General features: G+C 71.9%; 9 protein-coding genes. All 9 read left to right on the top strand.

Annotated features, from left to right (window positions below):
* The first annotated feature begins 5 nt into the window (after window positions 1-5).
* Window positions 6-1,517: an Asp-tRNA(Asn)/Glu-tRNA(Gln) amidotransferase subunit GatA gene (gene gatA / locus ACWV17_RS20385; protein WP_455360873.1), complete on the top strand. Its 1,512-nt coding sequence runs from the start codon at window positions 6-8 to the stop codon at window positions 1,515-1,517.
* A gap of 17 nt (window positions 1,518-1,534) precedes the next feature.
* The gene (locus ACWV17_RS20380; RefSeq protein WP_455360934.1) at window positions 1,535-1,753 is read left to right on the top strand and encodes a hypothetical protein; all 219 of its coding nucleotides are present in this window, start codon (window positions 1,535-1,537) and stop codon (window positions 1,751-1,753) included.
* 16 nt (window positions 1,754-1,769) lie between these two features.
* The gene (gene gatB, locus ACWV17_RS20375) at window positions 1,770-3,278 is read left to right on the top strand and encodes an Asp-tRNA(Asn)/Glu-tRNA(Gln) amidotransferase subunit GatB (RefSeq protein WP_455360872.1); all 1,509 of its coding nucleotides are present in this window, start codon (window positions 1,770-1,772) and stop codon (window positions 3,276-3,278) included.
* 239 nt (window positions 3,279-3,517) lie between these two features.
* Window positions 3,518-5,617, top strand: a complete 2,100-nt coding sequence (locus ACWV17_RS20370) for a phosphocholine-specific phospholipase C (RefSeq protein WP_455356800.1) — start codon at window positions 3,518-3,520, stop codon at window positions 5,615-5,617.
* Between the two features lie 190 nt (window positions 5,618-5,807).
* Window positions 5,808-8,135 (top strand): MMPL family transporter, encoded by a 2,328-nt coding sequence (locus ACWV17_RS20365; RefSeq protein ID WP_455360871.1) that lies wholly within the window; start codon window positions 5,808-5,810, stop codon window positions 8,133-8,135.
* 28 nt (window positions 8,136-8,163) lie between these two features.
* Entirely contained in the window at window positions 8,164-8,733 is a 570-nt protein-coding gene (locus ACWV17_RS20360; protein WP_455360870.1) for a GNAT family N-acetyltransferase, read from the top strand.
* A gap of 50 nt (window positions 8,734-8,783) precedes the next feature.
* Window positions 8,784-9,377 carry a hypothetical protein gene (locus tag ACWV17_RS20355; RefSeq protein ID WP_455360869.1) on the top strand — a complete coding sequence of 198 codons (594 nt, stop codon included), beginning with the start codon at window positions 8,784-8,786 and terminating at the stop codon, window positions 9,375-9,377.
* A gap of 171 nt (window positions 9,378-9,548) precedes the next feature.
* Window positions 9,549-9,731 (top strand): hypothetical protein, encoded by a 183-nt coding sequence (locus ACWV17_RS20350; protein ID WP_455356796.1) that lies wholly within the window; start codon window positions 9,549-9,551, stop codon window positions 9,729-9,731.
* A 170-nt stretch (window positions 9,732-9,901) separates the two neighbouring features.
* Entirely contained in the window at window positions 9,902-13,009 is a 3,108-nt protein-coding gene (locus tag ACWV17_RS20345; RefSeq protein ID WP_455360933.1) for an ATP-binding protein, read from the top strand.
* Window positions 13,010-13,187: the final 178 nt, after the last annotated feature.

Genomic DNA, 13,187 nt, shown 5'->3' with positions numbered 1-13,187 from the left:
TCACCATGACAGCCACCAACAAGAACGAGCACTGCATCAAGCTCACCGCCGCCGAGATCGCCGGGAAGATCGCTTCCGGCGAGCTGACGGCCGTCGAGGTCACCGAGGCCCACCTGGCCCGGATCGTGGCCGTCGACGAGAAGGTGCACGCCTTCCTGCACGTCGACCGCGAGGGCGCCCTCGCGCAGGCCCGTGCCGTCGACGCCAAGCGTGCGGCGGGCGAGAAGCTCGGCCCGCTGGCCGGCGTCCCGCTGGCGCTGAAGGACATCTTCACCACCGAGGGCATCCCGACCACCGTCGGCTCGAAGATCCTCGAGGGCTGGATCCCGCCGTACGACGCCACGCTCACCAAGAAGCTCAAGGCCGCCGACGTCGTCATCCTCGGCAAGACCAACATGGACGAGTTCGCCATGGGGTCCTCGACCGAGAACAGCGCTTACGGCCCGACCGGCAACCCGTGGGACCTCACCCGCATCCCCGGCGGCTCCGGCGGCGGTTCGTCCGCCGCGCTCGCCTCCTACGAGGCCCCGCTCGCCATCGGCACGGACACCGGCGGCTCCATCCGCCAGCCCGCCGCCGTCACCGGCACCGTCGGCGTCAAGCCCACGTACGGCGGCGTCTCCCGCTACGGCATGGTGGCGTTCTCGTCCTCCCTCGACCAGGGCGGCCCCTGCGCCCGTACGGTCCTGGACGCGGCCCTCCTGCACGAGGTCATCGCCGGACACGACCCGCTCGACTCGACGTCCATCGACGCCCCGGTCCCGCCGGTCGTCGAGGCCGCCCGCAACGGCTCCGTCGCCGGTATGCGCGTCGGTGTCGTCCAGCAGTTCCGCGGCGAGCACTACCAGGCCGGCGTCATGCAGCGCTTCGACGAGTCCGTCGAACTGCTGCGGGAGCTGGGCGCCGAGATCGTCGAGCTGGACTGCCCGTCCTTCGACCTCGCCCTCTCCGCGTACTACCTGATCGCCCCCTCCGAGTGCTCCTCCAACCTGGCCCGCTTCGACGCCATGCGCTACGGCCTCCGGGTCGGCGACGACGGCACGAAGTCGGCCGAGGAGGTCACCGCGCTCACCCGCGAGGCCGGCTTCGGCGACGAGGTCAAGCGCCGGATCATGCTCGGTACGTACGCACTCAGCTCCGGCTACTACGACGCGTACTACGGCAGCGCCCAGAAGGTGCGCACCCTCATCACCCGCGACTTCGAGAAGGCATTCGAGCAGGTCGACGTCATTGTCTCGCCGACCACGCCCACCACCGCCTTCCCGATCGGTGAGCGCGCCGACGACCCGATGGCGATGTACCTCGCCGACCTGTGCACCATCCCGACCAACCTGGCCGGCAACGCCGCCATGTCGCTGCCCTGCGGCCTGGCGCCGGAGGACGGCCTCCCGGTCGGACTCCAGATCATCGCCCCCGCCATGCAGGACGACCGGCTCTACAAGGTCGGCGCCGCGGTGGAGGCGGCGTTCGTCGCCCGCTGGGGACACCCGCTGCTCGAGGAGGCACCGTCACTGTGAGCGCTCTGACCAAGGCCATGGGGTTCAAGAAGTCCCGCACCGGCCTGTACCTGTCCATCGGAACCACCGCGTTCGGCGCGCTCAGCGTGGCCAAGCAGGCCCGGAAGGCCCGCACCGAGAGCGACACGCTCCTGCTGCTCGACGCCGTCGTCTCCGCCGCCGCCGTCGCCACCGGCCTGGCCATGCTCTTCCGTGAGCTGAAGCGCCTGGGCGACGACGACGTCCTGCTGGGCTGAGAGGGAAAGTCTCACCGTGACCGTCACTGAACTCCTGTCGTACGAGGCGGCCCTCGCGACGTACGACCCCGTCATGGGCCTTGAGGTCCATGTCGAGCTCGGCACCAGGACCAAGATGTTCTGCGGGTGCTCCACCGAGCTGGGCGCCGCGGCCAACGCGCAGACCTGCCCCATCTGCCTCGGCATGCCCGGCTCGCTCCCGGTCGTCAACGGCACCGCCGTCGAGTCGGCCATCAAGATCGGCCTCGCGCTGAACTGCGAGATCGCCGAGTGGTGCCGCTTCGCCCGGAAGAACTACTTCTATCCGGACATGCCGAAGAACTTCCAGACCTCCCAGTACGACGAGCCGATCGCCTTCAACGGCTTTCTGGACGTCCAGCTGGAGGACGGCGAGGTCTTCCGCGTGGAGATCGAGCGGGCCCACATGGAGGAGGACACCGGCAAGTCGACGCACGTCGGCGGCGCCACCGGCCGTATCCACGGCGCGTCCCACTCCCTGCTGGACTACAACCGGGCCGGCATCCCGCTCATCGAGATCGTCACCAAGCCGATCGAGGGTGCGGGCGAGCGCGCTCCCGAGGTCGCCAAGGCGTATGTCGCCGAGCTGCGCGAGCTGATCAAGGCGCTCGGCGTCTCGGAGGCCCGCATGGAGCAGGGCCAGATGCGCTGCGACGTCAACCTCTCGCTGCGCCCGCACGGGCGCGAGAAGTTCGGCACGCGCTCCGAGACCAAGAACGTCAACTCGCTCCGCTCGGTGGAGCGTGCGGCCCGTTACGAGATCCAGCGCCACGCGGCGGTCCTCTCGTCCGGCGGCACGATCATCCAGGAGACCCGCCACTTCCACGAGGACGACGGCTCCACGACGTCGGGCCGGGTGAAGGAGGAGGCCGAGGACTACCGGTACTTCCCCGAGCCCGACCTGGTGCCGGTGGCACCGACCCGCGAGTGGGTCGAGGAGCTGCGGGCCACGCTGCCCGAGCTCCCGCGGGTGCGCCGCAACCGGCTGCGCGAGGAGTGGGGCATCTCGGAGCACGAGATGCAGTCCGTCCTCAACGCCGGTGCGATCGACCTGATCACCGCGACGATGGACGCGGGCGCGGATGCCGCGTCCGCCCGTAAGTGGTGGATGGGTGAGCTGGCGCGCCGTTCGAACGAGGACGGCGTGGAGCTCGCGGCGCTGCCGATCACACCGGAGCAGGTCGCCCGGCTCACCGCGCTGGTCGCGTCCGGCGACCTCAACGACAAGCTGGCCCGTCAGGTCATCGAGGGTGTCCTCGCGGGCGAGGGCGGTCCGGACGACGTGGTCGAGAAGCGCGGCCTGAAGGTCGTCTCGGACGAGGGCGCGCTCGGCACGGCCGTGGACGAGGCGATCGCCGGCAACCCGGGGATCGCGGACAAGATCCGCAGCGGCAAGGTCGCGGCGGCGGGCGCGCTGGTCGGGGCGGTCATGAAGGCCACCCGGGGCCAGGCGGACGCGGCGCGCGTGCGTGAACTGATTCTCGAGCGGCTGGGCGTCGAGGGCTGACGCGGTTCGTACGTACGCCAAAGGGGCGGCCGGCACCGAGAGGTGCCGGCCGCCCCTTTCCCGTACCGGAGCACTCAGGCGGCCTCGCGCGGTCAGGATCCTGCGTAACCCAGGCGCCGGCAGCTTGGACATTTCGAGTCGTCCTGTTGGACGTTCACCGATGGGCCGTCCGTACGCCTTCCCCGGGTCACCCGGCCTCAGTACCGTCCCGGCCGGAACACCTGACTCGGGAGGATCACTTGGCCACGGACATCTCACGTCGACGCCTGCTCGCCCTCGGCACCGGCACGCTCGGCGCCGCGGCGGCCGGTTCGCTGCTGCCGCCGTCGCTCCGGGCCGCACTCGCGGCCGAGCCGGCCACCGGCGGGCTGCGCGCCGTCAAGCACGTCGTGATCCTCATGCAGGAGAACCGTTCGTTCGACCACTACTTCGGCACCCTCCGCGGCGTACGCGGCTTCGGTGACCGCAACGCCATCGAGCTGCCGTCCGGCAAGCCGGTCTTCGAGCAGCCGGGCCCGCTCCGCACCGTGCTGCCCTTCCCCGTCCGGGAGGCCGCCGAGACCCAGCAGAAGGACCTCCAGTACATCGGCGACCTCGACCACTCGTGGAACGGCGGCGCCAAGGCCTGGAACAACGGCTGGATGGACAACTGGGTGTCCGCCAAGTCCGCGGCCACCATGGCCTACTACGACCGCCGTGACCTCCCGCTGCACTACGAGCTCGCGGACACCTTCACCATCTGCGACGCCTACCACTCGTCGATCCACACCTCGACGAGCCCGAACCGGAACCACCTCGTCAGTGGCTGGACGGGGTACGAGGCCGACGGCAAGCGGGCCGTCTCCAACGCCGCGTACGCGGAGGGCACGCACCCCGGGTACGGCTGGACCACCTACCCCGAGCGGCTGGAGGAGGCAGGCCGCAGCTGGAAGACGTACCAGGAGTGGGAGAACTTCACCGACAACAACCTGGAGTTCTTCGCGACCTTCAAGGCGATCGCCCGCAAGGCACTCGCGAAGGCCGGCGACTTCACGTACATGGAGGCCTTCTACGCCAAGGTGCGCGACACGCAGGACACCGCCGAGCGCGAGCGGCTGCTCGCCGCGCTGGAGGAGGGCGTCGCCACCCTCACCCCGGCGGAGCGCAGCCTCTTCGAGCGCGCCCTGCGCCGCGAGAAGACCGGCAGCCTCGCGGAGAACTTCCGCGCCGACGTCGCGGCCGGCAAGCTCCCCGAGGTCAGCTACCTGGTGCCGTCCGCGCTCGACTCCGAGCACCCCGGCGCCTCCTCGCCGATCGCCAGCGCCACCCTCGTCTACAAGGTCCTCGACGCGCTGGGCTCGCACCCCGACGTGTGGCGGCACACCGTCGTACTGATCAACTACGACGAGAACGACGGCTTCTTCGACCACGTCCCGCCGCCCGTCCCGCCGGCCGAGAACACCGACGAACGCTGGCAGGGGCGCCCCACCGGCCTCGGGATCCGCGTGCCGCTGCTGGTCGTGTCCCCGTGGACCGTCGGCGGCTATGTCTGCTCGGAGGTGTTCGACCACACCTCGACCCTGCGCTTCCTGGAGAAGTGGACGGGCATCGAGGAGCCGAACATCACCCCGTGGCGGCGCGCGGTCACCGGCGATCTGACCTCCGCGTTCGACTTCCGGCGCGGCCGCCCGCAGCCCGACGTCGAGCAGCCAGGCGCCGTCCCGCCGTTCACCGGCCGCTGGCGGCCCGTCCCGCCGGCGGTACAGCGGATGCCCGTACAGGAGGAGGGCACGCGGCCCGCGCGCCCCCTGCCGTACCAGCCGGATGCGTACGGCAAGGCCGACGGCGGCGTGTTCCGGGTCGCCCTGCGCAACGCGGGCCGCGCGAGCGCGCACTTCGCGCTGTACCCGTACGCCGGCGAGTTCCCGGTCCCGCAGCACCGGGACGTCAAGGGCAAGGCGCAGTGGGACGTACCGCTCGCCGGTGACGCCTACCGCTTCACCCTCACCGGCCCGAACGGCTTCCGCCGCGAGTTCGCCGGTACGGCCGCGGCCACCGCGGGCGCGGAACTCTCCTCGCACATCGATCACGAGGACCGCGACCTGCATCTGACGCTCCGCAACCGCGGGACGAAGCCGCTCACCTTCACCGTGCGTCCGCTCGGTTATGTCGACGAGGCGGATCTGCGCGACTGGACCCGGGAGATCACCGTCAAGCCGGGCCGCAGCCGTACGGTCGTGCACTCGGCGGCCGACGCGCACGGCTGGTACGACCTCCAGGTCACGGCCGAGGGCGACAGCGCCTTCCGCCGGCGCCTGATGGGCCACATCGAGAACGGGCGCGCGAGCGTCTCCGGCTGACAGCCGCCGCACACCACGGGGAGCGCGGGGTCCGGGGCGAGCGCCCCGGGGCCCCCGCGCGCCCCTGTGACGATGCCCACGAAAGGGGCAAACGATCAGTCTCGACTGCGACAGTTGCTATCAGTAGGTCATGTGCTCTTTGCAGGGTGTTTCCGGTAAAGATCCAAGAACCACCCAAGGAGCAGGTCCGTTGGCAGCCATAGCACGGTGGTGCGTCCGTCACCGCCTCGTCGCCGTCCTGCTCTGGCTCCTCGCACTCGGCGGCACCGCTGCCGCAGCGGCCTCCGCGGGCTCCGCGTACTCCAACGACTACGAGGTCCCGGGCACCGAATCCGGGCAGGCCACCGACCTGCTCCGGCAAGGGTTCGCCGACCAGGGCGGTGACCGCGACACCCTCGTATGGCACACGGACAGCGGCACGGTCCGCGCCGCAGGCGTCGAGCAGCGCATGACCGCAGCGCTCGACCGGATCGCCGGTCTCCCGGGCATCGCCGCCGTCACCGGCCCGTACGAGGACGGGAACTCAGGACAGAACTCAGGACAGATCAGCGAGGACGGACACACCGCCTACGCGACCGTCACCTTCGCCCAGCAGGCCGACGCCATCACCCCGGAGCAGGCACAGGCGGTCGTCGACGTGGCGAAGTCCGCGGAACGCGACGGCCTCCAGGTGGAACTGGGCGGCAGCGCCATCGCGCTCACCGAGGCACCGACCGGGCACCTCAGCGAGATCATCGGCGTGGCCGTGGCCGCCGTCGTCCTCTTCCTCGCTTTCGGATCCCTTGCCGCGAGCCTGCTGCCCATCGCCACCGCCCTGGTCGCCGTCGGCACGGCGTACGCGGGCATCGTCCTGCTCGGCCACGTCATGACCGTCGCCGACTTCGCGCCGATGCTCGGCCTGTTGATCGGGCTCGGCGTCGGCATCGACTACGCGCTGTTCATCGTCACCCGGCACCGCAAGGGGCTCAAACGCGGCCTGTCCGTGGCCGACGCCGCCGAGACCGCGATCGCCACCACCGGCCGTGCGGTCGTCTTCGCCGGCGCCACCGTCTGCATCGCCCTACTGGGCATGCTGATCCTGCGTCTGAACTTCCTGGGCGGCGTCGCCATAGCCGCATCGCTCACGGTCGTACTCACCGTCGTCGCCTCGGTGACCCTGCTGCCCGCCCTGCTGTCCCTCATCGGCACGCACGCACTCTCCCGGCGCGAACGGCGCCGGCTCGCCGCGGACGGCCCCCGGCCGGAGGCGGTCACCGGCTTCGCCGCACGCTGGTCGCACTTCGTCGAACGCCACCCCAAACTGCTCGGCGCGGTCGCGGCCGTCGTGATGCTCGTCCTCGCGCTGCCGACGCTCTCGCTCCATCTGGGGACCTCCGACCAGGGCAACAATCCGGCCACCTCCACCACCCGCCAGGCCTACGACCTGGTCGCCGAAGGCTTCGGCCCCGGCGTCAACGGCCCGCTCACCCTGGTCGCGCGCCTCGACGGGGCCGACGACCGGCTCGCCCTCGACGGCCTCGCCGACACCCTCCGTACCACCGAGGGCGTCGCCTCGGCCGGGCGCGCCACCGTCAACCGCAGCGGCGACACCGCGGTCATCACCGTCGTACCGGAGTCCGCACCCCAGGACCGGGCCACCAGCGACCTCGTGGACCGGCTGCGCGCCGACGTCCTGCCACGGGCCGAGGCGGGCACCTCGCTGGAGGTGTACGTCGGCGGAGTGACCGCGAGCTACGACGACTTCGCCGAGATCATCGTCGGCAAACTGCCGCTGTTCGTCGGCGTCGTCATCGGCCTTGGGTGCCTCCTGCTGCTGGTCGCCTTCCGCTCCATCGGCATCCCGCTCAAGGCCGCCGCGATGAACGTCGCCGCTGTCGCCTCCGCCTTCGGGGTCGTCGTCGCGGTCTTCCAGTGGGGCTGGGGGAGCGAGCTGCTGGGACTCGGCAGCGCGGGGCCGATCGAGCCCTTCCTGCCGGTCATCATGGTCTCGGTGCTCTTCGGCCTTTCCATGGACTACCAGGTCTTCCTGGTCAGCCGGATGTACGAGGAGTGGCTGGAGACCCGGGACAACCGGCGGGCGGTGCGGGTCGGGCTCGCGGAGACCAGCCGCGTGATCAACTCCGCGGCGGTTATCATGATCACCGTCTTCCTGGCTTTCGTGCTCAGTGGGGACCGTGTCATCGCGATGTTCGGCATCGCGCTCGCCGCGGCGGTCGCCCTGGACGCGTTCGTCCTGCGTACCCTCCTGGTGCCCGCGCTGATGCACATGCTCGGCGGGGCGAACTGGTGGCTGCCGGGGTGGCTGGACCGGTGGCTGCCGCGGATCAGCATCGAACCGACCGACGGCGGACGGGGGCGCGGGCGCCGACGTGGACGCCGACGTGGACCCGGACATGGACGTGGACGTGCGAAGATCGCCGGTGAACTGCTGAGCGAGGAGAGCCCGGCGGCGGGCCACGAGCCGGCCGCCGAACCGGCCCCGGACCAGAACCCGGAGCCGGCCGCGCTCGTCAAGTGACCCGACCCGGCGACAGGACCTGACCCGCATGTTCTCCATATCCCTCGGCGGATCCTTCGGTGACGACCTCGGTGCTGATGCCCGGCTGGGCCCGCTGGAGCCCTGGCAGGCCGAGGAGTACCTCGCCCACATGGACCGGGCGCGCGACTACGTGGGCGAGCACATCGGCCTGGCGGAGCGCGCCACGGACCTCGCCTCGGCGCGGGAGTTCCTGACCGGATACGCGCAGAAGCAGGCGGCGGACACCGGGCGGATCTACGGCATCCGGCTGGACGGCACGCTGGTCGGCGGAGTCCTCTTCCGGACCTTCGACGCCGCCGCCGGGAACTGCGAGGTCGGCTGCTGGCTGGAGCCGGCCGCGGCGGGGCGCGGGCTGGTGACGGCGGCGTCGCGGTGCCTGATCGACTGGGCGTTCGGGGAGCGCGGTATGCACCGGGTCGAGTGGATCGCCTCCGCGGCGAACGCGCGGAGCCTGGCTGTCGCCAAGCGGCTCGGGATGACCCGGGAGGGCACGATGCGCGAGAGCCACCTGTACCGGGGCGTCCGCCGGGACCTGGAGATCTGGTCGGTACTGGCCACGGAATGGCAGCGGGCGTAACTCTGCGCGTTCTCAGCGGGCTCTCAGAAACGGTCCGTACGGTGCGACGTATGGATACCAAGAAAGCCGCCGCACCCGACACGCAGGCCGAGGAGACCGGCCGGGAGGAGACCGGCCCGGAGGAGACCAAGGCCGCTGCTCCTGTGGATGCCGTGCAGGGGGATGCCGACCGCCGCCCGGACAACACCGACGCGGACGCAGCCGCTGACGACGACGCCGGCCACGGGGACGACTCCGCCGGCGCGCGCACCGGCATTGGCGCGGGCGCCGCGGCCGTCGCCGGTGCCGGCCTCGGTGTCGCGTCCCTCACCGGTACCTGGGTGGGGCGGGTGGCCGCCGAGCGGCAGACGCTCATCGGCCAGCTCGAAACCCCGCAGGGCGCCGACCCCGGGCAGACGATCTCCGCCCTCTACGGCGCCGCCTGGGACATGACGGCCCTCGTCAACGGCGCCTTCGCGGTACTGGCCCTGCTCGTCGGCGTCTTCGTCCTGGTCCGCCCGGCCTTCGGCACCCCGGGGCGGACACAGCCCGTCTGGGTCCGGTCGTTCGCGTGGGCAGCCGTCGCTCTCGGAGCCCTCGGCCTGCTGATCGCTGGTGTCATGTACTCCGGCGCACTCGTGGGCCCGCCGCAGGCCGGCTCCTGACTACGGCCCGTAAGGGCGACAGCTCCTAAGGCTGTCCGCGGTCGGTCTAAGGACCTGCGGGCCGGGGAGATGCGGCACTCTCCCGATGTGGTGGGGCCCCCTGGGGCGCGAACCTTGGATCACGCCGACGAACCGTCGGCCGTCCGAGGAAGTGCCACCAGGGAGAACGAGATGTTCGAGTACGAGATCCAGAAGCTCCGCCACGACCAGCTGATCGGCGAGGCGGCCACCGCCCGCAAGGCCCGGCAGGCCGCCAGGGCGCGCCGGGCGGCCCGTGCCGCCGTGCGCTCCGGCCGGCATGATCACGAAGGGACGGTGAGCGCCCTGCGGTCCCGGTTCGCCCGAGCCGCATGATGCCGGGCGGTACGCGCCCGGGCCGCTTGACGCCGGGGACGCCGGGACACATGAGCCTGGGCCGTACGACCTCGGGGCACCTGAGCCCCGGCCGTACGAGCCCGGGCTCCGTCGGTTCCGGGGCGGCGGTCGTCCTCCGTACCGCTGCCCCGGCGCCGGACGTCTGTGCGATGCTCGGCGACGTGGAAACCAGGTCTGTCAGCCCCGTGTTCGTCGGCCGCGCCGACGAACTCACCGTACTCACCGACGCGCTCACCCTCGCCGCCGCGGGAGAGCCGCAGGCGTTGCTCGTGGGCGGTGAGGCGGGCGTGGGCAAGACCCGGCTCGTCGAGGAGTTCCTCTCGGAGGCATGCCGCCGGGAGGCCGTGGTGGCGGTGGGCGGCTGTGTCGAAATCGGCTCCGAGGGGCTGCCGTTCGCACCGTTCTCCACCGCCCTGCGCGCCCTGCGCAGGGCGATGCCGCAGGAGCTGGCCGCCGCGGCCGCCGGCCAGGAGGACGAGCTGGCCCGGCTGCTGCCGGAACTCGGCGACGCTCCCAGGGGCCCGCACCAGGAGGAGAGCACGGCCCGCCTCTTCGAGCTGACCGTCCGGCTCCTGGAACGCCTCGCCGTGGACCGTACGGTCGTACTCGCGCTCGAGGACCTGCACTGGGCGGACGCCTCCACCCGCCATCTGCTCTCCTACCTCTTCCGCACCCTGCGCCGCGGCCGGCTCGTCGTCGTCGCCACCTACCGGGCGGACGACATCCACCGGCGCCATCCGCTGCGGCCGCTGCTCGCCGAACTCGACCGGCTGCGCACCCTCAAGCGCATCGAACTGGCCCGCTTCAACCGCACCGAGGTCCGCCGGCAGCTGGCCGGAATTCTCGCCGCCGAGCCCGAACAGGCGCTGGTGGACGATGTCTTCAGCCGCTCGGACGGCAACGCGTTCTTCGTCGAGGAACTCGCCTGCTGCATCGGCACCACCACCTGCCGGACGGGTCTGAGCGACTCGCTGCGCGACCTGCTGCTCGTACGCGTCGAGGCGCTCCCCGAGGATGCCCAGCGGGTCGTCCGGATGGTCGCCGAGGGCGGCTCGACCGTCGAGTACCCGCTGCTGCTCGCCGTCGCGCGACTGAGCGAGGACGAACTGATCGAGGCGCTGCGCTCCGCCGTCGGTGCCAACATCCTGAACGCCACCCCGGACGGCGACGGTTACCGCTTCCGGCACTCCCTCGTCCGCGAGGCCGTCAGCGACGATCTGCTGCCGGGCGAGCGCTCCCGGATCAACCGCCGGTACGCAGAGGCGCTGGAGGCCGACCCCGCGCTCGTACGGGCCGACGAGCGGCCCATCCGGCTGGCCAGCTACTGGTATTACGCGCACGACACGGTGAAGGCGCTGCCGGCCGTGCTGGAGGCGTCGGTGGCGGCGCGCAGGCGGCACGCGTACTCCGAGCAACTGCGGCTGCTGGAACGGGCGATGGACCTCTGGGAGGACGTTCCGGCCGCGGTCCGGCAGGAGTTGCGCCCGCTGGACTACGCGGAGGCGTACCCGCCGTGCGGCTGTGATCCGGCGACCACCCCGCTTCGCTACCTGGACCTCCTGGCGGAAGCCGCCGTCGCGGCGCGCTTCGGCGGCGAGCGCGAGCGGGCTCTGACGCTCACCAAGAAGGCGCTGCGGCTGCTGGAGGGCGAGAACGACGCGCTGCGCGCCGCGTGGTTCTGGACGGAGCGCTCGAAGCTGGTGCAGAGCCTGGCGCGCGGCGACGGCTGGGCGGAACTGGGCACCGCGCAGGAGCTGGTCCGGGGCCTGCCGCCGTCGGCGGTACACGCCGGGGTGCTGGCGAGTGTGGCGAGCTGGGGACACCGGCACGCGCCGGGACCGGACAGCCTGACGGCGGCCGAGCGGGCCGTGGAGTACGCGCGGCTGGTCGATGCCGAGGAGATCGAACTGACCGCCAGACTCACGGTCGGTGGCCTGCGCACCGACTCCGGCGACATCGAGGGCGGTCTCGCCGAGATGTACGCGGTCAAGAAGCGGGTGGTCGAGCTGGGCATGGTCAGCCAGATCGGCCGCAGCCATGTGAACCTGCCGTCCGTCCTGGAGTCCGTCGGCCGCTCCCGGGACGCCGTGCGGGTCGCTACCGAGGGGGTCGCGCTGGCCGCGAAGTACGGCCTGCGGGACGTCGAGGCGTGGGCGCTCGGCAATATGAACGACTCGCTCCTCGCCCTCGGGCGCTGGGACGAGGCGGCCGGCCACGTCGGGCGCATCCAGGAAGCCGCTCAGACTGCCAAGCCGCGCGGGACGGCGGCGCTTCAGCTGGCGGAACTGGCGCTCGCCCGCGGGGAACTGGCCGAGTCGCGGCGCCAGTTGGCTGCCGCCCACGAGCACTACGGCACCCATGATCCGATGCCGCAGATCACCCTCCCGCTGTCCCGGCTCGCCCTCGGCCTCGCGGCCGCGGAGGGCCGCATCCTCGACGCGCGTGCCGAGCTGGAGCGCGCCCTCGAAGCGGGCTTCGCTCCCGGCACCCACCGCTACGGCTGGCCGCTGCTGCTCGCAGCCGCCCGTGCGGAGGCGGATGCGCGCGGGCTGCCCGCGGCGGAGGCGGGGCGGCCCGGAGCCCTGGCCCGGATCCGTGCGGCGGCCCGGCGACTGGCCACCCCGGTGCCGCTGTGGGTGGCGTACTCACTGTGCGTCGCGGCCGAACTGGAACGCGCGGAGGGCCGGAACTCCGTGGACCACTGGGCGGAGGCGGCCACCGCGTTGGGGCCGCTGGAGCGCCCGTACCTGCTGGCCCAGGTGCGTCTGCGGCTGGCGGAGGCGCTGGTGGCGGGGGCGGGTGGTTCGGACCGTGCTTCCGGTTCTGGCCCTGACGTGCTGGAAAATGGGCGGGAGGCCGCCGCCCGGTTGCTGCGAGAGGCCTGTGAGACGGCCGGGCAGTTGCGCGCCCGCCCCCTGCTGGAGGACATTGCGCTGCTCGCCCGGCGCGCCAGGCTGTCGCTGGCTGCCACGCCCGAAGCGGCCGAACCGTCGGCCGACCTGGCTGACCCGGCCGAGGAGCTCGGCCTGACCAGCCGGGAGAGGGACGTCCTGCGCTTGGTGGCGGTGGGGCGTACCAACCGCCAGATAGCCGAGGAACTCTTCATCTCGCCGAAGACGGCGAGCGTGCACGTGTCCAACATCCTGGCCAAGCTCGGCGTGGCAAGCCGCGGCGAAGCGGCGGCACTTGCGCACCGGCTTCGGCTGTTCAGCTCGGGGGTGGGGACGGGGACGGAAGTGGCGGCGGAGGCGGTGTGACGGGCGGACGTGCCCGGGGGTGGGTGGTGCGGGAAGGACAGGCCCGCGCCCGGGGTCGGGTGGTTCGGGTGGGGGGCCGCCGGGTTGGTGATGATGGCGGCTCCGGGCCGGGTGTCAAGGGCGCTCCCTGCGGTCGCGTCGCTGCGCGATGGCCTTCGGCCACCCTGGACTCCCGTCC

The sequence above is a fragment of the Streptomyces mabaensis genome, from assembly GCF_053763515.1.
Note: the sequence above shows the minus strand (reverse complement) of the source record. Positions and strands in the feature narration are given on the sequence as shown.

Excerpts from the sequence above, each read along its gene's own strand:
- gatA (WP_455360873.1), top strand. The coding sequence starts at position 6 with ATGACAGCCACCAACAAGAACGAGCACTGCATCAAGCTCACCGCCGCC.
- ACWV17_RS20380 (WP_455360934.1), top strand. The coding sequence starts at position 1,535 with ATGGGGTTCAAGAAGTCCCGCACCGGCCTGTACCTGTCCATCGGAACC.
- ACWV17_RS20360 (WP_455360870.1), top strand. The coding sequence starts at position 8,164 with ATGTTCTCCATATCCCTCGGCGGATCCTTCGGTGACGACCTCGGTGCT.
- ACWV17_RS20355 (WP_455360869.1), top strand. The coding sequence starts at position 8,784 with ATGGATACCAAGAAAGCCGCCGCACCCGACACGCAGGCCGAGGAGACC.
- ACWV17_RS20350 (WP_455356796.1), top strand. The coding sequence starts at position 9,549 with ATGTTCGAGTACGAGATCCAGAAGCTCCGCCACGACCAGCTGATCGGC.
- ACWV17_RS20345 (WP_455360933.1), top strand. The coding sequence starts at position 9,902 with ATGCTCGGCGACGTGGAAACCAGGTCTGTCAGCCCCGTGTTCGTCGGC.